Source organism: Pseudoalteromonas denitrificans DSM 6059 (genome assembly GCF_900112265.1).
GTDB lineage: Bacteria > Pseudomonadota > Gammaproteobacteria > Enterobacterales > Alteromonadaceae > Pseudoalteromonas > Pseudoalteromonas denitrificans.
The window spans coordinates 27,307-51,962 of sequence record NZ_FOLO01000035.1 but is presented as its reverse complement, the minus strand read 5'-3'; the positions used below and the strand labels follow the sequence as shown (position 1 = coordinate 51,962).

Sequence of the window (24,656 nt, the reverse complement as noted above, 5' to 3'; positions counted from 1 at the left end):
TCGGTGAGCTCGGTGCCCTCTGTGGTAGAAAATACTCAAACTAAAAAATTCAACCACCGAGAGCACAAAGACGCTTCGCAACACAGAGGAAAGCTGTGTTCCGTAACTTACTATCTTCACCTTATTGCTTGTCACCTATTACCGCCTAATTATTCACTTGAAGGCTATTTATTTTCAGGCAATTCAGTTAAAGGTAAGACACTTTCAAGCTCAGTATTATTAATCATTAATGTGCCCGTATTCGCAGCACTGACTTTTAATCCACCTATGCTTCGGCTATAACTTGCATTAATACCTACAACCCCATAACGGGCATTTAACCAAGACACATCGCTCCAGCTACCAAGCCAAGTTCTGGCACCTAATAATAGGGATGCTGTATGGCTGCGATTATTAATCGTATTACTGGCAAAACCCGTATTTAAGCAGTCACCAAAAATAAATTGGCTGAGTATGTGTTTTTTAAGATATGAATGCGATAGGCTTCTTTGTCGATTATGAGAGACTTCAATATTTGTATTGGAATTTTCATTGCCGTTGTCATTGTCGTTGCCATTACCAGAACGGGTATCTTTATAAGTTAAATGAACACTGTGATCCCGTGCAAAGCTGACTTTGCTTGCGGTAAATTCACCATCATAAAAATAAGTACCCGAATAATCAGATAAAAACTGACCAAATTTGCCATATGATAAATCAAGCTTTCGCACATCATAATTATGATATAAACGCGCTAGTTTTGAGCGTGTTGGTGCCGACAACTTTGCTAAATTTAAAACACGAGATACATCTTTATCCCCTGGAATTTTGCCTGTTTCCAGCTGGTATTCATAAAAGTGCCTGCCTGGGGGCTCAGCTTCTATGGTGACATTATTTAAATCTATCCACCCTAAGGCTAAATTTAAACTGTTCGGTGTGCCACGAATTCTTTGCCAGCTTAGGCCATCTTTAAGTACTTTTTTTAAATCATGGCTATAAGGTAAAATCGCTTCAAGACCATATTCCCAAACTAACCAATGTAATAGATTTTCTGAAGGGTCTGATTTTAACGTTTGCAACTTCCCTATTGCAGTATCTATGCTCAGCGGCATTTGGTTGATATTTTCAAGCGTATGAACAAGTGGTTTTGCGCTAGGCGGTAATATTGTCATAGGGATCCTATTTTAGAGTCAGTTTACCTGCTATGGCACACTGAGTTGAGGCAATAGACAGCAATTGAGCGGTATTTGTATTTTTGATTGAAAGGTTTATTGTAAAAATGCGACGGTTGAAAGAAATTAACGCACTGCACTGAGAAATAGAGAATGAACTAGGTCTTATAATCTTTTTTCGGTGTTTGAACCTCAGTGTACACGATGCCCTCTGTGGTGAAAAATATCTTGAACTAAAATCAATTCAACCACCAAGTTCACAAAGGTGCTTCGCACTGCACTGAGAAATAAAAAAGAAATGAGGTTTATAATCTTTTATATTTTCTCGGTGTTTGAACCTCAGTGTACTCGGTGCCCTCTGTGGTAAAAATCTCTTGGACTAAAATCAATTCAACCACGGAGTTCACAAAGGTGCTTCGCACTACACTGAGAAATAGAGAATAAACTAGGTCTTATAATCTTTTTTCGGTGTTTTAATCTGGTGTACACTGTGCGCGCTGTGGTGAAAAATCACTTAGACTAAAACAATTCAACCACAGAGTTGACAAAGGTGCTTCGCACTGCACTGAGAAATAAAAAAGAAATGAGGTTTATAATCTTTTATCTTTTCTCGGTGTTTGAACCTCAGTGTACTCGGTGCCCTCTGTGGTGAAAAATCTCTTGAACTAAAATCAATTCAACCACAGAGTTCACAAAGGTGCTTCGCACTGCACTGAGAAATAGAGAATGAACTAGGTCTTATAATCTTTTCTCGGTGTTTGAAGCTCAGTGTACTCAGTGCGCTTTGTGGTAAAAAAATCTCTTGGACTAAATCAATTCAACCACTGAGTTGACAAAGGTGCTTCGCACTGCACTGAGGTGTTTTAATTAAAAAAGCTTTGGCGCTCTTTCATAAATTGCAAAGCAAATAACTCAAACTCATCTTGATTTTTAAAACTAATCGTTTGATTGCCTTTAGGTGTTTGCGCATTAAAGTTGATTGGGAATATATTTTGGCTATGTTTTTTAGCCAGCTCTATGCCTTTTAAAACAGCAGCAATGCCATTTTGGTTTGTTTCATCAACCGATAATGACAAGTCATTAATTTTGACACCTTGTGCTTTTAACCAAGTTTTATAACCCAGTGTATTCGCTAAAACTTGTTCTGGAGTTTTTAAAGCTGGGCAAGGTGAAATTTCATCTGGTATCGCTTTGCTCTTTACCTGAAGCTCACTTTTCACCTTAATCTCACCTTTCACCTTAGCCTCACTTAAGTCATCTACATTACCCTCAATATTGGCTATTTTTGTTGCATTATCAATATTATCATTTTGGACCAGCGCAATATCATGACAGTTTATAATGTAGTCATCCCACCAGCGCCAAACTTGTTCTAAAGCCACTAAATTAGCAAACGCCTTCACAACAGGCTCAGGTTTATTAAGGCTAAGCACACGCTGTAAGTCTTCAATCGACTTAGTATTAGGTCTGGTTTTAAAAGTTAATTCGCTATTTTGGTTTTCTGTTTGAAATAAACTTAAGTCCATTTTTTTACTCCTCCCAAGCAAAGTATTGTGAATCAAAGCCCGCAGTGCCAAATAATACGGTTTCGCCATTGTCGTCTGTCATGCTTGATTGCTTATCTACTATTTGAAATTTATTATCATCCCCCCACGAAGTGCCATTATGTTTCATTTCTTTATAAACATGATTCAAGCTAAATAAACCATTATTTTCTGTGAGATAATTAAATGTTTTTACACCTGTAATATTGCTTGGTAACTCAATTGAAGAGTGTTTATTATTAGAAGTCCAAAAAGAATATAGTTGACCATCTTTTGGCTTTATACCTACGTTATTTAATTTTGATTCAATCGCATAATTATAGCTGTTTGAGGTAGGCACTTTACCTGTCAATGAACTCACTAATAAAGCCCCCCACTCAATATGCTCGGCATTCGATGCAAAAATATTTCCTAGCTCTAAGATTTCAGCATTATTAACATTATCAGTAAAATGCGCTGGCGTTTGATAGTGGTGTAAAATTATCGTATCTGAAGTGGGTGCCCAGTCATATGTATTCTTAATTGTATTTAAAAAACTTTCTTGGCCTGAAGCCCTCCAGCTTAAACCTTTATCATCTGAAATTTCTTTTTTATGATAAATGGTACATTTTCGACTTAATTTGTAGGCTTTATTTGTACCATCTGGTAGCTCAGGGATCCATCGACCTTCTATACCATCAGGAAATGCTAAAGCTAAATTATCAGGAGTACCTATAATATCAGTCCAAGTTGGTTGTGCCTGTTTGTGACTTTTTTTAGTTTCTAATACAAAACGAAGTGGTCTCGCAGCTGCGATTTCAGCTCTTAAATATGTTACTAAGTCAGGTTCCTCTTCCTTAGTTACTTCAAACTCTATTGTATGATAATTTTCAATTGAATATACACATTTATGATAACGCTTTCCTCCAAAGACATAATCTCCAACTAGGGGTCGAGTACTTTTATGCATTGAATGTCTATGAATTGAAACTGTATTTCCAACAGTATTATGATTTGAAAATATCGCATTTGTCCAACCACTTTGAGAAAAGTTAGCCACTGTTAAAGCTGGAAATCTTGTAAAAGGTACAGCTTCAAATCCTCTTACCATGCCAGCGACTGCTTTTCGCTTATATCTCTCATTAATATCTGCTTTAGATACTTTGTTTGAAGACATACGTAAATCTTTTACATCACTGGCATAAATTGCATCAAAGGCTTTATTATCTGGACGACCATTATCCCAACCTTGCTTATGAATAATTGCACCACTATTAATATATACTTTACTACTAGCTGGGCTGCCACCCACATCAAAACATTCTGAAGCTGATGTTAATTTATATGTTTTCTCTAACCACCATTTACTTGCACCACTAGCATCATGCCACCAAATAACTCGGCATCCACTTGGGTTATATACCGGATGTTGTGCTCCCTGATTTCGCCGCTGAACGAGTGCAATAGGCAATGCATAACACATGCTGTTATGTGCATATTCAAAATGATTAGAAGTAACAGCTAGGCCTTTTTGTTTACTGACATTTTTGTGCCAAGCATCATTGCCCGTTAATAATAAAAAATTTGAGTGCGTCTGAGTAAAGTCGTTAGCAATTAAATGGCTTCCTTGTGCATTTATATATGCATTTTGATTATAATTGAGCGCACTATTTTCATTGTGTTTTGTATCTGGTAAATACCAGTTATCACCTAGGCCTTGTAATACACGAATACGATAACGTACTTGTACCAGTTCGTTATTATCTAGATATATATTATTTGCAGGGTTTTGTTTAAAATTTATTTGTTCATTGACTGTTAAATCAGACCATTTAGCACCATAACCTAGTGTCTTTTTATCCCATGAACCAAAAGCACTATAGCCTTGTGCGACTAAATCTTTTTTAAGTGTTATTGCTTGATTAGATCCCTGACTTTCACTTTGATTAGAATATAAAAGCTGATTATCAGCATATTGCACATTGCCCAACGGGTATACGATATTTTTATCGCTAATTTTTTCATGCCACACTTCTAAAAACACATAATCTTGGCGTGATAAAACTGATTTATTTAATGCATTCCCACCCGAAGCGATTGCTTCAGCTAAATCATTAAATCGACCTGAGCCATCAGTTTTATCTAACCCATCGGGCGCTGGTGGGAATTCAACAATACTAGGTGAATAATCAGTTCTTCCAGCAATTAACCTTTCCATTGCTTTTAACATAAGCTCAATGCCATTGACAATAACAACGGGATATTCACTTGTAGATATGCCTTTACTGTCTAATAAACGTCTTCCAAGGTGTAAAACCTCAGATTTACCAGTTCCAATATCCTGATGATGCGTCCATAAACCTTCATTTATAGCGACTGCTGTTGTGCTCACATCAAAATGCTTTCCCCATTCACTAAAACCACTACCAGCACTGTTGCTTTTTCTTTGTTCGGCTAAAGCAAAAAATTCAGCTTTTGTCATGGCCGATATATTTTGGGTTTTAGTTTCTAATGCTTTATCTGTGACATAAGTAATTTCTGGCACTAAAGAAACATTAAAGTCGGTATATTGACTGGTACGTATGGTGTACTTTAATTTAGCCTGACTGCCACCATTTTCTATGGTGCGCGCCGCAAAAGGTGAGGCTAGCCTAAAGTAAGTATGGGGAAATTCGGTATTGCCATATTTGGCATATAACAAGATTTCAATGGCGTTAAAATTAGCTTTAGGCGATATAACCATATTGATAATACGTTGGTTTTTATCATTTGGGTCTAATTGATGAGACAGCAATTCACCGTCTTGCACTTTATTGATAAGTTGTGTTGATGCTAAATTTAATGCGGGCGTTGTGCCGTTGGCATCACCCACTTCTATACGGGTAAATTCAACCGCTAAATTGAGCGCTCTTGCTTTATTTTCGCCTTCTTGGCCACTGGTGAGCCAAAGTGATTCATTTTTAGTGATCACGTTATTTCCTTATCGGTCTTTGTTTGATTGAGGTATTTGTTTTATTGATGAACTTGTTTGATTGAGGTTTTTATTAATGTGAAATTAAAACGTTATGCAGAGAATAATCACCACTGAGAGCACAGAGGTGCTTCGCACTGCACAGAGAAAAGCAAATCACTACACTGAGGAAAAGCAATAAACTGACTACTTTATACTTGCTTCTATCTTTTCTCGGTGTTTTATCTTCTCTGTGAGCTCGCTGTCCTCTGTGGTGAGTCCTGCTTTTGTAAATTTTCACCACTGAGAGCACAGAGGTGCTTCGCACTGCACAGAGAAAAGCAAATCGCTACACTGAGGAAAAGCAATAAACTGACTACTTTATACTTGCTTCTATCTTTTCTTGGTGTTTTATCTTCTCTGTGAGCTCGCTGTCCTCTGTGGTAAAAATGACTCAACTAAAAAATCAACCACCGAGAATACAGAGAATACAGAGAATACAGAGAAAAAATTAGAGCTTGCTTTATGCCTTGTTCACTTTCATCTGCCCCTAACTTTTCCTTGACTTAAGCTCTTTTAGACTCACTTGGGCTTATTTAGATTCATTTAGACCAAAACTTTCCAGATACCAGTGTGGTTTTTATAAACAGTGTAAATAACACCAACATCTTTAATATTAAATTTATCCGCTAAAACCTTGCCTAAATAAATTTGTTTCCCTGTGGGGGCTAATAATTGACATTCTCCAGCAGTTAAATCAACAGTATCATCTACTATAAATTCAAACTTATTGCCGGAATCTTCTGGTATTTTAAGCGCGGCATGTTTGGTAAAAATATGTAAAGTACCTTTGGTTTTAGCCGTTTCATTTTGTGCAACTTCAAAAGTGCCAGTTTGGGTGTCTACATCAGCTTGTGTAGCAACTGTTTGGTCTTTTAATTTTAGCCCTTCTGGAAAGTTAACTATTCCATCAAGATGACTTCTAAATAGCGTTTTATTTGAATAAGATAATGTCAAGTCATTTAAATTTCCAGCACCTGTCCCATGGTAAGTGAATCGATAACCAGACCCTGAATTTCCCATATATAAACTAATATCATTTTCAGAATCAGGAGACGCTTCTAATCTTAAAATATCACCATTGCTGTTCTTTCTAATAATGCCAGTACCGTCGGTAGGCAAAGCGCCAATGGCGGTGGGGGTTGGTTTGTTTTCATCACTGTATAAATGAATCTTTTCGGCTAATACGGCTCCCGAAGGTAAATCGTCTAAAAATGGCTGCTCACTTAGGAATGTTATTAATTCATTTCCTCCCTGATTTACAACCCAACCTTGACAACAAGAATATCCCTCCGTCAACCTAATAAAAAGATCTACTGTTGTTGTTGGTGTGTTTTTAACGATTTGATAACAAAATTGATAGTTTGTATCGCCGGTTCTTGATTGCTTTAAAAAAACTTTTGGATCATTACCAAATGGATTTTGTTGTTTAATACCAATTTCTAATGTTTCATGATAAATTTCACCTGATCCCTCATAAGTTGAGATGGTTTGCAGAACTGCGGTTGCGCCGTTATATCGGAACGGTAATGTTACAGTTCCGATCTTTGTCCATTTATTTAATTGATTTGTTGTATTGCTAGTTTTAAATACTTGTTTTGCAACCTCAGAGCTACCTTCGTGATAAACTTCTTTTCCACCTTTAGCATAAATATTATCTCTAAATATCCAATGGTTATTTTCTACTGAATTTCTTGCTGTCCAATGCCTTGCGCCGCCAATCGTTCTATATAGTGTTAAAAAATCTTGCCCCGTTTGCGTTGATGGTGAGGCATCCCCGTTGTACGCAATGCCACCCCCAACTTGTGTACTTTGCCCGAGGTAAATCAATCCTGTTCCTTGGTTATCACCTAATAATTCTAACTTAGACATTCCATTATCATTTGATTTAATAGTTAGTGTGGTATTGTCGCCATTATCAAGCACCCCACCTTTTGTAGATAATGCACCTATATCTTCAGCATTAGGTTTATTTTCAGCACTATAAGGTGCATCAGCGATGAGAGTGGAAGTTATATTTTCAGCAAGTTGTCCACCTACAGAAATAGACCAATTTTCATCCCATAAACTTGCTTCATAGCTGCTATAGCCAGTTACTAAGTCTGTAATGTTTAATTGAACAAAACGCCAGCTTTCATTATCTTCTCCTATATAAACGCAGCATGTATCACCGTCATGACCAAATCTCACTTTATAAGTTCTACTACCACTTGAAACAAAAGCACTGCAATTTAACCATGATGATGAGTTTCTATAGTTATAACCACTCACCGCCAGCTGAAAACTATGATCTGTATTAAATTCATACACATTTACATTAAAGCCCAACATAGTTGATGACCAAGACTGAGGCAGTTTTATTTTAATTGGACCCGTTAATTGTGAAGCTTGCGTATTAAAAACAGCTCCTTTAGGAGCTGGAATACTCCCATTTTGTAGCCCTTGGTAATCTTTTGCTATTTGCGCATTATTTTCTTTTAATGCGATATTTGTCACATAAGAAAACTCAGGCACGACTGAAACTGTAAAATCCGTATATTCGCTGGTACGTACCGTATATTTTAACTCTGCCTGACTGCCGCCATTTTCTATGGTACGCGCTGCAAAAGGAGATGCTAATTTAAAATAAGTATGGGGGAATTCGGTATTGCCATATTTAGCATATAACAAAACTTCAACGGCATTAAAGTTGGCAGTAGGCGGTATCGCCATATTAATAATACGTTGGTTTTTATCGTTTAAGTCAACCTGATGTGATATTAAATTGCCATCTTGTACTTTGTTAATCAGTTGCGTTAAATTAACGTCTAATACGGGCGTCGTGCCATTGGCATCACCCACTTCAATGCGGGTAAATTCTACTGCTAAATTAAGTGCTCTTGCTTTATTTTCACCTTCTTGGCCACTTTTAAGCCAAAGTGATTCATTTTTAGTCACCACGGTATTTCCTTATCGCTGATTATTTTTATTGAGGTTAATGTGTTATAGAAGTCTCACTATCGTGTAAGAAGTCAGTTTGTAATGTTTTATTTTGGGAGATTTAGTTTTTTGTAAACGACATAACATATTCAAAGCATTAAGTGTTAAATCAGGTCTTTTATCACATAGCTGTGATACAGAACGTAGAGGAATGTATTCACAGCAAACCTGCTTTAAAATTTGCGTTTCGTATTACATAATTTGCGTTTCGTATTACATAATGCTCATGATGTTATGTAAAAAATAATCACCACTGAGTTCACAAAGGTGCTTCGCACTGCACTGAGAAATAGAGAATGAACTAGGTTTTCTCGGTGATTTAACCTCAGTGTACTCGGTGCCCTCTGTGGTCAAAAATCACTTAGACTAAAATCAATTCAACCACTGAGGGCACAGAGGCGCTTCGCACTGCACAGAGAAAAATAAAAACTCACTACTTTAAGTTTTTAATCTTTGCTCGGTGTTTTTCTCTGTGTGTACTCGGAGCGCTCTGTGCTGATTAAAGCTATTTTCCAACTATTTTAGCTTTGAATTGCAAAGCCCCCGTCTACATGAATGTGACACAGAACTTACAAGAATGTATTCACAGCGAGCCTGATTTAAAATTTGCGTTTCGTATTACATAATTTGCGTTTCGTATTACATAATGCTCATGATGTTATGTAAAAAATAATCACCACTGAGTTCACAAAGGTACTTCGCACTACACTGAGAAATAGAGAATGAACTAGGTTTTCTCGGTGTTTTAACCTCAGTGTACTCGGTGCCCTCTGTGGTCAAAAATCACTTAGACTAAAATCAATTCAACCACTGAGGGCACAGAGGCGCTTCGCACTGCACAGAGAAAAATAAAAACTCACTACTTTAAGTTTTTAATCTTTGCTCGGTGTTTTCCTCTGTGTGTACTCGGAGCGCTCTGTGGTGATTAAAGCTATTTTCCCACTATTTTAGCTTTGAATTGCAAAGCCCCCGCCTGATGCATATTTGATTCAATATCACCTATTAAGGCCGGCTCAGCTATTTGACCTTCAATATCATTTTGAATTTGTAAGTGCCCTGCACGCAGTGTATTGAGTTGAATATCATCAATCGGTAAAGGTGCTGCTATGCCCCCTTCGATTGTTGCCTTAAGCTGTAAATTACCCGCTTTATAAAGACTAGAGAGTGTATCACTGGGCGTTAAAGGTTCAGCGATGCTCCCCTGTAACTGGGTTTCAACTTGCAATACACCCGCTTGAAGTGCTGAAAAGTCTATTTGCCTGTAAGGGCTATTTTTGATTGCGATAACACCATATCTGGCATCAGCCCAGGATACATTCCCCCAACCAGCAAACCAGGTTGTTGAACCTAATAATTTTGCAACTGTATAGTGTCTGCGACTGGCAATACGGGTAGTAAAACCAGTATTAAGTCGCTCACCTAAAACAAACTGACCTAAAATTTGTTTATTAAGATATGCAGACGACAAACTATAGTGTCGAGTATGAAATATGTTTGTTTTTACTTCATTTTTATGACTCTGGTTTTGACTGCTTTGGACTTGATTATGTTTTATTGCATTGTTTTTAACAGCATTGTCTTTAACAGCATTGTCTTTAACAGCATTGTCTTTAACAGCATTGTTTTTAACTACATTGTTTTTAACAGCATTGATATTTAGAACATCAAAAGCATTTTGGCCATAATGCACATGCGTTTTATGATCTTGTGCAAAACTGACTTTACTTGCGGTAAACTCCCCATCATAAAAATAAGTACCCGAATAATCAGATAAAAACTGACCAAATTCACCTTGAGATAAATTAAGCTTTCTGATGTCATAATGATGATACAGACGCGCCAACTTTGAACGTGTTGGCGCCGAGAGTTTCGCTAAGTTTAAAATACGCGATACATCTTTATCGCCAGGAATTTTACCTGTCGCTAACTGATATTCGTAAAAATGTCTGCCCGGTGGCTCCGCTTCTATGCCAACTTGCGTTAAATCTATCCAACCTAATGCTAAATTTAAACTTTGAGGTGTACCTCGTATTCTTTGCCAGCTTAAACCGTCTTTGAGTACTTTTTTTAAATCATGGCTATAAGGTAAAATGGCTTCAAGCCCATATTCCCATACTAACCAATGTAATAAATTATCTGACGGTTCTGACTTTAAGGTATGTAATTGACCAATTGCATCATCTATCTGGAGTGGCATCTGATTGATATTTTCAAGTGTATGCACTAAAGGTTTTGCGCTGGGTGGTAACACAGTCATTAGAATTTCCTATATTAAATTCAGGGTAATTTCACCTGCTATCGCACACTGATTTGAGGCAATAGACAGCAATTTAATAGGCGTTTTTAACTCGACATGGCGTACGCCATCTTTATGTAACTGGGCATTAAGCCAACTGGGTGTTAAGTCCCACCCTAAGTTTGCAGACTTTTCCCACATGGCTAATAACTGAGGCTTTAAATTTTCATACACTAAAGTAGAAGTGCCCGGTTGTAGGTAAATGTCGGCAACCACAGGCACACTGATTAATTCAGCAGAGACAACATTAACTGTATCTGTAAGCATTTTTACATCATCTGAGGTTACACGGGCTTTTACTTTATTCACTATGGTGTCGATATCATGACCTGTGCGCACTAATACAGATACACGTACCTCCCCTTCAACTGGGCTATCAACTTCGACATCACGAATGGCTAATGGATCAACCTCTATTGCTCGGCTACGATAATGCGCCTTACTGCCAGCTGTACTTGATGCTATGGTGCGATCTCTAATGCGTAAACGAAAGGCATCATCTGACTCATTGCCCGAACGATTAATACCGTAAAACACCCCCAGGTGGTCTAAGTCAGTGCCCGTAGCTGTGGCTAATAAGTTGGCATGTACAGCTTCGTTAATGCGTTGACGCAGTAACATTTCACGATAGCTTTCAGCTTGCATTACAACTGCAAGCGGATCACTTTCTAAGGATAAGGCTTCAGCATATTGTGGTGCAACTTCTAAAAAACGTTGTTTTCTTTCTTGATATAATTGTTCAAAATCAATTGGTTCAATAATATCAGCAGGTGGCAACGCGGCAAAGTCTATCTGACTCATATTTAATTCCATTGAGTTGTTAAGTTAAAAACCAGCAACAAGTTTAATCACTTGTCTGATGCTCATTTTCAAAAATTAAAAGGCATAAAAAAGCCCTGCAACATTAAGTTACTGGGCTTGAAACGAAGGAAAATGTTTAAACTAACGACTTAATTCAAAAATATGAATACATGCTAGCTTAGTTAAATCATACTTTGTTTAACTAACAGAAACAGGTCAAGTATGACCTAATGAAGGTATTTATTAATAACATGTATCAATTAGCTTTTTGTCGCTAATATTTGCGCAACAGATGTTGCTCTGGTTTCAATGTCAGATATTACCTGCTCAATGCCTTTTGCTTGATAAGGTAATTGCACTTCATTGCGCGTCACTTTTGCTGCAAAACCAGATAACAAGTCAGTTAAAGGTTTTGCTGAGCTTCGCACTTCTGCTAAGGTAGTTGCTTTATTAAGTGACTCACATAGTTTTGCTAATTCAAATAAGACTAAGTGAATTGAGTCTGAAGTGGTGCCTAAAAGGCTAGGCGTATCAGCCACATTTATGGATATTTCACCCCTTGCTACCAGCTTATTATTTTCCTGCTGTTTTTGTAAAAATGCGTCTTTTGTTGGAATTTGTTCATTAAAATCAGTCATGGTTATGCCTTAATATGTGGGTAGTTTATTACTTTTGTAACCGATAACGTGGGATTGCCACCAAAGTTAATCACATTTTGTGGTGCCTTACCCGCTACAATTGCATGGTTTATATAACGAATGAATAATCGACTATACGGATGCTGCCCTGGCACACGAATCACTTTAGCATCAAAAACACCCGTCCCATCCCACCATCCACCATAATAAGGATGATTGCTATTTTGAAGTGCTAATTGCGTATTGATTTGCTCACTTGTTGCACTGTCATTTGCCAAAACAAACTGTACATAAGTACAACTATGATCATTGCTATGTTGAGGGTCTTCATAATGGCCAGGATAATAGCTATAACAATTGGTAGAGTGCACTTTAGTTAATTGACCCACAGATGGATACATATGAACAGCAGTACCCGTTGTTGGCAAAGCTTTCCATTTTGTTTTAGTTTCATCGAGTGGATCTATTTCAGGGTTTATACTTGTTTGGGAGTGTCGTGCATTATCATAGTATGAAACAATTTGTGATGAGTGACTATTTGCAAAGTTAAGTATTGCCGAGTCTATTTTTGTTTCAGCACTTGTTACCTTTGAATCAATCTGTTGAATTTTATCATCAACAACTTGGGTTAAATTATTTGATGCTGTGACGAGCTCTGCGATATCTTGTTCCAACGCCATAATATTCTCCTTTAAATTTAAAAATTGTGTAAAGCGGTATTAAAAAGTTTATTTTCAAAATCAATTAATGAATACCAGCCTTTAATAAGGTCAGTTTTTGTTTAATATATCGATACATATTACTAATTTGCGCAGTTGCCATTTTGGCAAGCTCTGGTGCTATCAAAATATTTAAGTCGATGCCTTGGTCAATAATATTGACAGAACCTGCAGGTACACCTGTTAATGCCAAATCAAAGGCCAGTAATAAATCGACTTCTGGTGATTTAAAAGCAAGTGCTTTACCTGCCTCTGAGTAAACGGCAAACAAAGTGCCATCAGATAGATAAAACCCGACTTCTCGTACCCAAAAAGTTTTATTTGAGTCATCTATTACACTCATATGAATTTGTGTTGGGGTTACCAGCCTGCCACTTGCAATATTAATGCGGTTTTTTTCTGAACTTAACGCAGTGCGATTTTGATTGGGGTCATAAGCTTGATCACCTAAACCTATTTGGGTTATTTTTGCTTGCAAGCCATTGCTATCAGCATTAAAAATAGCTTGCAGCCCCGCAGTTGTTATTGTGGGCTTTAAAATAGTGCTCACGGTTCACTCCTTATGTTAATTAAATTATTTGCATGTTTTCACATACCTTTTATGAATAAGAGATATAAAAAATTACTGAGGTGGTTTATATAAGTTGGGTTAAACCAAATAGAAACGTGATACAGCGTAACGTTTATTATTTAAATGGAGCGCTGTACTGAGCTTGCTTACACATTTTGTTAATTGAACTGGCGTCGTTTGCTGCGACATACGTGATACTTGAATATTTTGACGGCTTGTTACTAAACCTGCTGATAACTGTGCTTTACTTGGTGGCACTATTACTGGTTTTGTTTCATTGCTTAATCGCCTTACCTGACACCAACCACTTGATGCTGTACCTAATGATAAGTCTGCATTTATTTTAGCGCCCACTAAAAAGTCAAAATGGGCGCGAGCAGGTTTCACCTGATTGATCACTCTAAATAACACATCATATAAATCAGGATTTAAAAAAACTTCATTACTTGTATATGGGTTTTCATTTGCCCAAGCTATAAATACAAAGGTATGGGGCTGTGTACTATGAATGGGGGCTAAGGCGATATCTTCACACTCTTCAAACCATTCTAAAAAATCAAATTCTATATTAAGGGTTTTAAGCGCTCTTTTTACCGCGCCCACAGTGCCTTTATGTTTATGAATAGACACTGACTGTTTTAACATGGCGCGTTTTGAGTGCTCGCTCCAGTGCTCATCCCATTCATCAACAGATAGTGCCCAAGCGAGCCAAGGTAATAAATGTTCAGGACACGTATCTGGGTGCCATTGTTTGCCTATTTCAACGGGGATTTGACCAAGCCTAGTACACGCCGTATCTAAATTTTTTTCAAGCCCAGTCGCATTGGGTGGTAATAAACTTTTTTTAATATCATGCATGTTTATTATCCTAATTTATTGCACTGTGTTAATTTTAATATCATTACAATAAGCCGCTTGTTCAGTAGTCACTTGAATATCTGATACCGGTTGTAATAGCTTCACCTTTTTAACGCCAACTTGATGCATTGCAGCATAAAGTCCAGATACAGTAATTTCATTACCTAATTGATGAGCTTGTTGAATAAATTCATTCACTTTTAAGTTTACATTATCTAAAGTTTGCGTTTTACCCGGGCCAGAATTGAGTTCAATATTCGCCTCAATCTGATAGTTTATAATATGAGCTGCTTGAACATTCACCCAGTCTGTTAATGGTCTGATGTCTTCATCATTTAACCTTTGTAATATTTGATTTAATAATGCTTGAGAAGGTAAACCTGTTTGTGTGTTTGCTAATACGGTTACCAAAACCTTACCTGGCTCTGGTGTTGCTACCGATACGTCTTTTACATCAACAGATGCAGACAATGTATGAAACTTATATGCACCAACAGGGCCTGCTGTACTGTGCCCTTCCAAAGACAAAGGGATCCTCATTCTGAATCGTGTATCAGACTCCATGATTAGTTCGTCTGATTCAGAGTCTGAAATACATTGGCGTTTTACACCAAATAAAGCAGCTAAATTGTCTAAATCATTGCCCGTAGCATAAGCCAACATGACAGATTTTGAGGCATCATTAACTCTTTGCCTGAGTAACAATTCTCTATAGGCCGCAACTTCAAGAATTTTAAAAGCAGGATCTGACTCAATTAGGGTATTAAATTGGTCTGTTTTATTTTGTAATGCTTGAAGCATTTCATCAAAAATAGTTTCATAGTCTAGCGCCTCAACAATATCTGGCGCAAAGAGCTGAGTTAAATCAATCGGGGTATTCATAATAAAGGCTCATTTGGTATATCGGCTTTTTAGGCCAGATGATTGAAGGAGTATTAGCTGTTTTTATATCCTGATCGGCTACTTAATAAGGTATCTAATTTTTTATCAATAGAATCTAGACGCTTTTCTATTCTTTTTTGATCTTCATTTCGGATCTGTTTTAAATGTAATATTTCTTGTGAATTTGTATTTATACGTTTATCTAAGTCGCCCAGATAAAGTATGCCAGAGACAAGCAACATCACAGTTGTTATAAAATGTGCCAAATTAAGCTCTTTTTTCATATGCCATTGATTTTGTTCAGCTTCGGTCTTGCTATCTTGTATCATTTACTCACCCCCTTTATTTTTTCAATTGTTCTTAAACCTGCAAGACCCAACATGCCTAAAGTTAATTCCATCATAGTATTAAGGGGGAGTTCTGGTGCCCCCACTTCTGGGAATAGCCATTGCAAAATAGGATTAACAATAAAAGCAAACAGAAAACCAAAACCACATACCCACATTAAGAAAGGTCTGGCGCCAGCTACAAATATACTGCGATGCTTTGCTTGTACCTTGTTTATTTCAGCCTGTACTAAATTAGGTTGTTGTTTTAACCTTTGTTTAATAAGTGCTAAATTCAGCTCCTCTTCATCACTGGTAAATATTTCATCCAAAATGCCACCTACAGCATTAATAGGCTCAGTGATCTGAGTCGAAAAAATACTTTTTAACCAACTCATTAAGACTGCCACTCCCCAGTTTTCATCTGCAAAGAAAGTTCGTGTGAACGCTTTGGTAATTGTTTTGCCCAGCGACTGTTAAGCATTTCTGCTGCAGCTTGTTCAAATTCACCCACTTCTATATAACTCATTGTTTTTTTAAAGGCTAATAAGCCCTCTAAACCTAAGTTATATGCCATATTTAGCAGCACAGCAAAACGGGCGGCATTACAATATCGGGTATCAACATTTCGTTTAATGCCTGCTTTACGAAGTGTGAGATCATTTAGTAATAATGTCTCCGCTTCTTGTTTTGATATACCAACATCATCTAAATTACGCCCATAACCTATGGTGAGTTTTTCAGCGGTACAATAATAAGGGTGTTGTCTGAAACCTTCGTGTTTTTTAACTTGTTCAACAGTATTTTGAATAGACATAAAAAAAACTCATACAGTTATTAGCCGTTGAGTTCCTATAAAAGTAAATTAAGCATTTTAAGATGTAGTACCAACTCTTTTTAGTGAGTGCTCAAATATAGATATGGATAAATTTTCAAGAACACAGATTTATAGTTCCAAACTAAATCTAAGTACCTGCATCAGTGCAGGCAAGGCACCTGATTGAGTAATAGCGGGCTATGAGGATTAAAAGTAACGCAGCTATTGTATATTTAGTCCATTTAGAATGATCACATATTTTATGGAATTGGTATCAGGTCTGGGTTAAGACCTTTCGCACTTTAGAGGTATCATAATGATTTAAATTTAAATTAAGAGGTCAACTCTGCCCTACCTCTAAAATAAGATGATTTGAACCAACTTAAAAAATACCTATTTAACTTCCACTTTGTTGAAGAGATAAATAATACTTTGAAATAACAACTTACATTTGACTCAACATTTCACGCTCAGCTTTAACTAACCAAAATTCAGCAGAACGTTTTGATTCAAAACCTAATAATATCGCAGCTTCTTTTAAAGGTGCTTCATGAATATAACGCGCACGTAATGCACGGATGCACTCAGGTCTTAGCTGTGACATTTTATGTGTTAAGGCTTCTATCATGTGTGGTACAAAAATATTTTCAGAGTGATTACGATTTGAAAAAGTTTGGTCGCTTCTTTCATTAATAGATGTTGTAGCGAATCCTTGAATTGTTTCTTTGCTTCGCCAGAAACGTCCCCACATTTTTAAGTTTTTTCTTAACTCTTTAATTGTTATTTGTTGTTCCAAAACTCAGCTCCTCAATTACCTTTATAACTTTAAGCGAATATACATCTTCAATTAATCCAATAACATCATTCCACTTAGGGTTAAACTCGTTATTTTCCCATCGGCGTAATGTGCGTTCTTCAATGCCATAAGAAGCTGCTGATTCAGCTTGGGTATAACCTCTAAACTTTCTTGCATATTTTAAAATATCAGCCCCTTTAGGTGTTCTACTAATAAGAGCTGGATCATTTGGTACTGCAAATTGATTCATTCCATAACCTATATTTATTTTGTGCAGCTTTGAGCTTTGTAATGTCGCACTCAAGTACTACAAGATTGCTTTTTTAGCCCCTAAATCCAAAGACTGAGGCTGATCCCTAACGTTTAATAAAGTTAACGTGAGTTACCAATGAAAATGTTAATTAAGCGCAAAAAAACTAGGCGAAAAATGTGCTGTATTCTATTAAGAAAAACACGGCACATTTCAACCAAGAGATTAAAATACTTTTTAAATTACAATGTTTTATGACTCAGTTAAGCGTACCTAAATGATAGACTTTTCATTTAATTAAAACAGGTCAATTTCGACCTTATCCCTAAAAAAGGGTCTCATTTATCGTTTATTAAAATACATTCATTTCTAATCACAAATTATTAGAAACAAATCAAGCTAGAGTAAGTCATGAACTTCTTAAAAATTTTGATGTGGAACAAGAACAAATTAACTATGAAATGATGAAGCTGTGCTTAAATCTTCGATGACTTTAATCACTTTTAAAGCATATACATCTTCAATTAAGCCAATAACATCATTCCATTTCGGATTAAATTCGTTATTTTCCCATCGACGTAATGTACGCTCTTCAATACCGTAATAGGCAGCAGACTCTGCTTGAGTATACCCCCTGAACTTTCTTGCATACCTCAAGATATCAGAACCTTTTGGTGTTCTATTAATCGGTGTAAATTGAGAGTTTCCTGCTGGTAGATTCATTCCTTGCTCCTTAGCTTATTTGTTACACGCATTTACTTGTGTATAATCATTCATTGCATACGCATTGCGTAAAATATAAAATACAAAAGTCTGATTAGCATCAAGTGGTGCGTAACTTTTGAAATAATATAATTCCATTTATGACGCATTACAACAACTTTTTGCTTTGTGCGTAAAATAATGTATTTATAAATTTAAAATCGATTCATCTCACTCTAAAATTAGCTTTTAATTGATAGCGTTTGAGCTAACACATTAAATGGATAAAATTTTTATAACGTAAGGTATTAGTTAAGTGGCTAAATTAATTAAGAAAAGCAACAATCGGCAACTTGATTCAGAAACAATCACACCAAGTGAAGCACACCATTTTGCAATGGAAACACTTTCTGAACGCGTAAAAAAAGCGATAGAGCCCGATAGCATTCGTTCTTTTGCGTTAAAAATAGATGTGTCAGAAGGTACTTTGCGTAGAATATTAAAAGGTGAAGATCCAAAACTCAGTGTTGTTGAAAAAATAGCTGAGCAAGCAAAGGTTGATTTTCTTTGGTTAATTAAAGGCGTTGAAGCCGACCAAGAAAAATATGCAACAGCTCAAAACCAAGGCTCATATGATTGCGCAAGCATCGAGTTATCTGAGTTTAACGAAGAATTTGCTTTGATCCCTGGTTATCACATTTCAGTTAGTACAGGCCACGGAGCTTTTAATGGCGATGCTCAAATTAAACGACATCTGGCATTTAGAAAAAAATGGCTTGATTACAAGCACCTCGTAAGTAGTCAGCTAGCAGTGGTATTTGCTAAAGGCGACTCCATGGAGCCTACTATCCACAATAACAATACGATTCTTGTAGACTTATCGGATAAAAAACTCAGTGAAGGCCTCATTTATGTTATTAGAATTGGTGAAGAACTATATGCAAAACGACTTCAACAATATATTGATGGTTCAGTAAGGCTGATCAGTGATAATAAAGAATATATAGATCAACTCTTAAAACCTGACGAATTAGAACAATTAGAAATCATTGGTAAAGTGGTATGGATAGGTAAAGACTTAGCATAAAGACGATTTTTTGATTGATGATTGATGATTGAGGGCTTTTAAAATGAAGATTATCAATCATCAAATTATGCTATTAATTTTTATTGCCACTTACCTGTTTCCATTTGTAAGATCAGCTCAACAGCTCTCATAGGTGCCTTTCGCGCCCAATGACTATGCAGTAATTCACTTGAAATACAGTCAAAGCTGCCTTTTTCTACAGATTCTAAAGTACGTTTAAAATTCATTAAACCATCAAACCCCAAATTATATGAAAGCGCAACCAGTGCAGCCATACGCGGGGAGTTACACTTTTTTGTATTAACTGATATTTGTATGATGTTTTGCAAAAAACTAAGATCATTTGCTAATAAAACCTCAGCTTCCTCTTGTGAGATCCCTAAAGTATCAAGCTTTCTACCATATCCAATACTAAGTGTATTTGAATCATTGCTGTAAGGATGACGGTTAAACCCTTCATGTTTTTTTATTTGTTCCAGAGCACGTTTCATAGTTAAAAAAACCCGATAGGTTATTAGCCTTCGGGTTCTGTATTATTTTATAATTAATTTACAAGCCGAAGTAACTTTTTATGTCATCAGCTTGTTTAGCATAATTAAATCATAATATTTTTAGCCTAATTTAACAGGTCAAGTTCGACCTCACAGATTAATTATTTTCAGATAAGTATTTTAATAACTGATCTTTTAAGTTAGGTGGTACGCCTTGGATAGTTAAAGTATCTGAGTGTTCATTATAATGAATACGCTCACCTAAATGTTTACGTTCAAAACTAACACTCACACCCGCTCCCATACCAGAGAACTTCACCATGCTAGTGACTGTTTTTTTATCAACTGGAAAACTTTCTTCTAATTCGTAGCTTTGCTCTTTATAAAAAGTATCAAAATCGACACCATCACCTTTACTAATGGTATCAGATAAAGTATTGACTTGTGCATCGGAGCCTGTGCTCACACAGTCTGTACAGTAATCAAAAACTTGCTTACGTAAGTCTGTTTTTTCCTGTTTGTCATACTCTTGTTCGCTTAAATAATCTTCTACGGCCTCTAACATCACTGTACTTTGTTGTTTTGCGTCGATACCTTCGTCACACCCTAAAAAGTCTAAAAAGAAGTCAGCCACTTTACGCCCAGCTCGCCCCTTAATAAAAGAAATGTAACGGTTAGATTCTGGATCTGCTGACCATTGCTGTAAGTCAATACGCGCAGCTAATTGCATCCTGCTAATATCTAAATGTCGTGATGCAGCTAAATCAAGCTCAGATGTAATTGAGTAATGATCTTTAATATTAACCATAGCGATTAACATATAGTCAGTTGCAACATATTGGTAATGACAAAAGATCAAATAGCCTGTTTCATTAAACGCATATTTATTTAACTCTTCTTTTAAAATTTCAGTTGCTTGCTCTGTCATATTCCAAAAATGCAATTCACCCATACGATAGCTTTGCATCGCAGTTGCAACTGTGGCGTTTTTATCTCCACTAAAACCACAAAACCCTTTTCCTGGTTTGCCGTTATAGGCATGGTGAAGCTGTTCAATGAAAATATTGACCTTATCATTCACTATCATTTCATCATTTCGTAAATGAATTTCAATTTTTTCGTCTTTTTTGTCGACATAATGAACGACTAGCTTTTGAACTTCAGTTGTCATCTTTGTTTTTCGCGCCTCAAATGTTAATATTCAAATAATTTTTTTTATCGTAGAATTTATAAATGCCAATATTATCAAAATACACCAATAAAGAAGTCGAAACTATTATAGATGAACTTATAGGTGTGCTTTCAAAACATAAAGCTCCGGTTGATCTTAGCTTAATGTGCTTAGGTAATGCTATCACTCATATCGTAAAAGAACATGTTCCTGAACCTCAACGTGCAGAATTAACCAAAAACTTTGCTAATGTACTTACACAATCTGTAAAGTAATAAAATATAAAATTGTTATACTACTTCAGGTTAGCTAAATTAGTCGGTAAATAAATACATGAATCTATCTACACAAAGCCCGTTTTCATCTAAAGCGAGCCAATTATTAAGTTGGGGCCATTGGTTTACATTTGCCAATATTTGCCTTGCACTCGTAATTAGTCTTGGTTATTTATTTTCCGATTCAAGCCCAAAAACAGGTATGGGCTCAATATACATGGTATTAACTTGGTTAGGCCATATTGGATTTATCACCTTTTTAAGTTTTGTGCTTACAGTATTTCCGTTAAGTCTAATATTTCCCTATCCCAGACATATTCGAGGTATGGCAGCGGTACTTGCCACCTTAGGTGCATCGACTATGGCCTTTGATGCCTATGTCTATTATAACTTAGGTTACCATATTAGCAGTTCAGCGTTACCGCAAATTATTTCTTTAATTTGGCATACAATTTCAAGCTCTCCCGTAGTCGCCACTTTTTTATCGGGCGCTTTAGTATTCATAATTTTAAGTTTTGAACTCATAGTCAGTAACTACAGTTGGAAACATCTTAATAAATTAAAAGAGCTAACATTTGGTAAATTTTTCACCGTTATTTTATTATTTTGTTTTGCGTCTAGTCACTTGATACACATTTGGGCCGATGCAAACTTTAAATTTGATATTACAAAACAAGATAATATTTTGCCTTTATCTTATCCTACAACGGCAAAAAGTTTATTAGCTAAAAATAACCTGCTTGATTTAGATGTATATGAACAGGCTAAAAGTGAAAAGTTAAAAACCACACAATCAGCTTATTTATTACCAAAAAATCTGCCTCAGTGTGGTACTCAAAACCGAGCATTAACTGATATATTAGTTTTCAAAAATAACGCTGAATTAACAAAGTTTCAGCAATCTTTTGAAATACCGCTCACAGAACTTAAGTTGTTTTTGCAACCTACATCACATCAAGATGCAATATTTAACCTTATTTATGGATTACCTGCATTTTATAAAAAGCCTATTTTAGAACAAAAGGTTAATCCGGCATGGGATACAGCTGAAAATGCACTTTTTATTGATAATTTAAAAGATTTTCAATATATAACAAGTAATAACCAAGCACCTCTACGCATTGTTGCAGCAGACAAAGATACAATAGCAAGACCAAACTCTAAGCATATTATTGCTTTGGCACTTGCTGAACAACAAGCAATCCCAGCGATTGTTGGCTCTGTATTTATAAACGATAAAAAACTCACCAATGCAAATCATTTAATTCAACCTATGGATTTACTTGCAACAGTCATTAACGAGTATTGGCAATGTGACAAATTAGTAGCGCAAAGCCTTATTGGTAAAAATATTTATCAGAATAATGACGATTCTGGAATAAATTATACTCAAGGGGTATTCATAGCTTATAAAAAAGATAAAATAACCTTGATTGAAGCCGATGGATCATATAAAAATATATCTGCAGCCCAAGGATTTGTACTTGATAAAAAGTTCGATGTACCTTTTTTAGTTGAAAGCATTAAAGAGTTAAAACGTTTTATTGGTAAATAAAGTTAATTAATCAAAATAGAGGTGCCTTTTATGAAATTTAAATTTAATAAGTTTATTGTTTATTTAAGCACTGTTTTAACTTTATGTTTGTCTGCAGCTGTTTTAGCAAACAAAACCAGTACCAACTTTTATCAATGTGATACCGCTAAAGGTGTTGTTTTTAGTCAATTTCCTTGTGCTAAAAATGCAAAGTTAAAAACGATTTCAACTTACACCCCAAAAAAAACGCGTAGTACAGATTTAGATATTAAAAATTTAAATAAAATTCAATATCAACAAAAAATAGATATCGCAGAAACTCAAATCAAAGCTAGCGAGAATAAGGTACGTGTTTTAAAAAGAGCACAAGCTAAAGAACAAATTACAGAAAAACAAAAATTAGAACGCATGATGTCTGATTTAGACAAGAAAGCATTAAAAAAACAAGTCACTCAAACCTTAAAAGATATCGATAAAAAATACAAAAAATTAGTAAAAAATGAAGAACTGAACCTGAAAAAGCTCACAAAATCGTTAGATAAATTACAGAAAAAAAACTAATTTCACATAATAATTGGTTGCCTTAATTTTCTTACAAATTAAACTAGAAATATTCAGTTAAAATAACTTATTATAAAACTCATGTTTTTTATTCAATTTCATAAACTAAATACCTTTATCGTTAAATTTTTTATTTTCTTCTTTCTTTTACTCAGTATGCCCAGTTTTGCTATTTCATTTGATGCACAAAAATTTAAACTTAAATTTCCTATCAAAACTGATATTGAAAAACTCTGTAAAGTTGCCGCAGCAACCAAAAGCTATTTAGATAAAGGTGCTCAATATGACGCTAAAGTTATTCATAGCAATACGCTTAACGACTTAGGCATAAGCCCAAATAAAATAAAAGAATCTCTCAATTTTATTTGTCTAACCTATCAACAAGACCTTCAAGCTAACCTGCCATCACGTTTATTAGATGCAGGATTTATAACAAAGCATTTTGACTTTATACGTTGGCAACCAGATGTAAAACATGCAAAAAAGTTATCAAAAAATAAAAATTTATTAATAAATTTACCTTCCGATAAAATTTTAATGACCAAATATTATATTCACGAAGCAAAAGCAAAAAAGGTTAAATCTGAACAATATACACATGCACTTTATGCATTACCTAAAGACGAAAGTGATTTATCACTTGAGCAAGCACAGTTAGAACATGCTTCACTCACACGATTTAAATATACAAAACAGGAAATATTAAAAGGCGTCATTGACTCAAATAAGCTAGCCGAACCTCTCATTTTTTTATCTCGTGAAGATTTAGAGTCTTCATTGTTACAAGGTACTGTTGTCGCTGACATTAACGGTGATAAAAAAGTATTTAATGTACATAGAAATAATGGGATTGCATACGATAGAAAGGTTAAACCCTATGAACAAAATCGTTACTGGTATTTCAAGCAAGTTGACGGCATATTAGGTTATGGTAAAGACGCTAACCATAAAATAACCGTGATCCCTGAAGTTACTTTTGCTGGCGATATTAATAAGCTTGGTTTGGGACATTTATTATTTACACAGTTTGATTATCAACATCATAGTGAATATAAAATGGCTATTTTAGCTGATACAGGTGGTGCTTTTGAGGATAACTTGTATCAATTAGACTATTTGTCAGGCAGTTATTCAGGCTTCAAAGAGTATGCAAAAGCAAATAAGCATTTACCAGATTATATAAGCGTATGGTTTATGTTATTAAAATAAGTTAATGTA

At 35.7% G+C, this 24,656-nt stretch carries 25 protein-coding genes; 5 read left to right on the top strand and 20 right to left on the bottom strand.

Annotated features, from left to right (window positions below; genetic code table 11):
- Positions 1-164: 164 nt before the first annotated feature.
- The 18 genes from BM088_RS18025 to BM088_RS27925 all read right to left on the bottom strand — a co-directional run bounded on the left by BM088_RS18025 (position 165) and on the right by BM088_RS27925 (position 18,478).
- Positions 165-1,151: a phage tail protein gene (locus BM088_RS18025; protein ID WP_091987768.1), complete on the bottom strand. Its 987-nt coding sequence runs from the start codon at positions 1,149-1,151 to the stop codon at positions 165-167.
- Between the two features lie 863 nt (positions 1,152-2,014).
- The gene (locus tag BM088_RS18020; protein WP_091987765.1) at positions 2,015-2,677 is read right to left on the bottom strand and encodes a hypothetical protein; all 663 of its coding nucleotides are present in this window, start codon (positions 2,675-2,677) and stop codon (positions 2,015-2,017) included.
- Between the two features lie 4 nt (positions 2,678-2,681).
- Positions 2,682-5,645 carry a phage tail-collar fiber domain-containing protein gene (locus tag BM088_RS18015; RefSeq protein WP_091987762.1) on the bottom strand — a complete coding sequence of 988 codons (2,964 nt, stop codon included), beginning with the start codon at positions 5,643-5,645 and terminating at the stop codon, positions 2,682-2,684.
- 585 nt (positions 5,646-6,230) lie between these two features.
- A complete protein-coding gene (locus tag BM088_RS18010; protein ID WP_177208094.1) occupies positions 6,231-8,621 on the bottom strand; it encodes a phage tail-collar fiber domain-containing protein in 2,391 nt (796 codons plus the stop codon).
- 973 nt (positions 8,622-9,594) lie between these two features.
- The gene (locus BM088_RS18005; protein WP_091987755.1) at positions 9,595-10,920 is read right to left on the bottom strand and encodes a phage tail protein; all 1,326 of its coding nucleotides are present in this window, start codon (positions 10,918-10,920) and stop codon (positions 9,595-9,597) included.
- A gap of 9 nt (positions 10,921-10,929) precedes the next feature.
- The gene (locus BM088_RS18000) at positions 10,930-11,760 is read right to left on the bottom strand and encodes a baseplate assembly protein (protein ID WP_091987751.1); all 831 of its coding nucleotides are present in this window, start codon (positions 11,758-11,760) and stop codon (positions 10,930-10,932) included.
- A gap of 260 nt (positions 11,761-12,020) precedes the next feature.
- The gene (locus tag BM088_RS17995; RefSeq protein WP_245763858.1) at positions 12,021-12,398 is read right to left on the bottom strand and encodes a hypothetical protein; all 378 of its coding nucleotides are present in this window, start codon (positions 12,396-12,398) and stop codon (positions 12,021-12,023) included.
- Positions 12,399-12,400: 2 nt separating this feature from the next.
- The gene (locus tag BM088_RS17990; RefSeq protein WP_091987748.1) at positions 12,401-13,078 is read right to left on the bottom strand and encodes a hypothetical protein; all 678 of its coding nucleotides are present in this window, start codon (positions 13,076-13,078) and stop codon (positions 12,401-12,403) included.
- A gap of 64 nt (positions 13,079-13,142) precedes the next feature.
- Entirely contained in the window at positions 13,143-13,667 is a 525-nt protein-coding gene (locus BM088_RS17985; RefSeq protein ID WP_091987744.1) for a phage tail-collar fiber domain-containing protein, read from the bottom strand.
- 99 nt (positions 13,668-13,766) lie between these two features.
- The gene (locus BM088_RS17980; RefSeq protein WP_091987741.1) at positions 13,767-14,546 is read right to left on the bottom strand and encodes a phage tail protein I; all 780 of its coding nucleotides are present in this window, start codon (positions 14,544-14,546) and stop codon (positions 13,767-13,769) included.
- A gap of 15 nt (positions 14,547-14,561) precedes the next feature.
- Positions 14,562-15,428, bottom strand: a complete 867-nt coding sequence (locus tag BM088_RS17975; RefSeq protein ID WP_091987738.1) for a baseplate assembly protein — start codon at positions 15,426-15,428, stop codon at positions 14,562-14,564.
- Positions 15,429-15,481: 53 nt separating this feature from the next.
- Positions 15,482-15,757: a hypothetical protein gene (locus tag BM088_RS17970; RefSeq protein ID WP_091987735.1), complete on the bottom strand. Its 276-nt coding sequence runs from the start codon at positions 15,755-15,757 to the stop codon at positions 15,482-15,484.
- Positions 15,754-16,152, bottom strand: a complete 399-nt coding sequence (locus tag BM088_RS17965; RefSeq protein WP_091987731.1) for a 3TM-type holin — start codon at positions 16,150-16,152, stop codon at positions 15,754-15,756. The genes BM088_RS17970 and BM088_RS17965 overlap by 4 nt, the downstream gene beginning before the upstream one ends.
- Entirely contained in the window at positions 16,152-16,571 is a 420-nt protein-coding gene (locus BM088_RS17960) for a glycoside hydrolase family protein (protein ID WP_091987728.1), read from the bottom strand. Before BM088_RS17960 ends, BM088_RS17965 begins: the two co-directional genes overlap by 1 nt.
- Positions 16,572-17,016: 445 nt before the next feature.
- Positions 17,017-17,367 (bottom strand): hypothetical protein, encoded by a 351-nt coding sequence (locus BM088_RS17955; protein WP_245763857.1) that lies wholly within the window; start codon positions 17,365-17,367, stop codon positions 17,017-17,019.
- Entirely contained in the window at positions 17,345-17,617 is a 273-nt protein-coding gene (locus BM088_RS17950) for a helix-turn-helix domain-containing protein (RefSeq protein WP_091987724.1), read from the bottom strand. The genes BM088_RS17955 and BM088_RS17950 overlap by 23 nt, the downstream gene beginning before the upstream one ends.
- A gap of 450 nt (positions 17,618-18,067) precedes the next feature.
- On the bottom strand, positions 18,068-18,340 hold the full coding sequence (locus BM088_RS17945) for a helix-turn-helix domain-containing protein (protein ID WP_091987721.1): 273 nt from the start codon (positions 18,338-18,340) through the stop codon (positions 18,068-18,070).
- Between the two features lie 15 nt (positions 18,341-18,355).
- Entirely contained in the window at positions 18,356-18,478 is a 123-nt protein-coding gene (locus BM088_RS27925; protein WP_281247172.1) for a hypothetical protein, read from the bottom strand.
- Positions 18,479-18,635: 157 nt separating this feature from the next.
- Here BM088_RS27925 and BM088_RS17940 point away from each other — a divergent pair, with 157 nt between their 5' ends.
- Complete coding sequence (locus BM088_RS17940) at positions 18,636-19,406, top strand: XRE family transcriptional regulator (RefSeq protein ID WP_245763856.1); 771 nt, start codon at positions 18,636-18,638, stop codon at positions 19,404-19,406.
- Between the two features lie 80 nt (positions 19,407-19,486).
- Here BM088_RS17940 and BM088_RS17935 read toward each other — a convergent pair whose 3' ends face one another.
- Positions 19,487-19,897, bottom strand: a complete 411-nt coding sequence (locus tag BM088_RS17935; protein ID WP_091987717.1) for a glycoside hydrolase family protein — start codon at positions 19,895-19,897, stop codon at positions 19,487-19,489.
- Positions 19,898-20,054: 157 nt separating this feature from the next.
- Positions 20,055-21,068: a nucleoid-associated protein YejK gene (yejK, locus tag BM088_RS17930; RefSeq protein WP_091987713.1), complete on the bottom strand. Its 1,014-nt coding sequence runs from the start codon at positions 21,066-21,068 to the stop codon at positions 20,055-20,057.
- A 62-nt stretch (positions 21,069-21,130) separates the two neighbouring features.
- Between yejK and BM088_RS17925 the strand changes: the two genes are divergently transcribed.
- The 4 genes from BM088_RS17925 (at position 21,131) to BM088_RS17910 (ending at position 24,647) form a co-directional block, all read left to right on the top strand.
- The gene (locus tag BM088_RS17925; protein WP_091987709.1) at positions 21,131-21,343 is read left to right on the top strand and encodes a YejL family protein; all 213 of its coding nucleotides are present in this window, start codon (positions 21,131-21,133) and stop codon (positions 21,341-21,343) included.
- A 58-nt stretch (positions 21,344-21,401) separates the two neighbouring features.
- Entirely contained in the window at positions 21,402-22,898 is a 1,497-nt protein-coding gene (locus BM088_RS17920) for a DUF3413 domain-containing protein (RefSeq protein WP_091987705.1), read from the top strand.
- A gap of 30 nt (positions 22,899-22,928) precedes the next feature.
- Positions 22,929-23,438 (top strand): hypothetical protein, encoded by a 510-nt coding sequence (locus BM088_RS17915; protein WP_091987701.1) that lies wholly within the window; start codon positions 22,929-22,931, stop codon positions 23,436-23,438.
- Between the two features lie 156 nt (positions 23,439-23,594).
- Positions 23,595-24,647, top strand: a complete 1,053-nt coding sequence (locus tag BM088_RS17910) for a hypothetical protein (RefSeq protein WP_218156538.1) — start codon at positions 23,595-23,597, stop codon at positions 24,645-24,647.
- Positions 24,648-24,656: the final 9 nt, after the last annotated feature.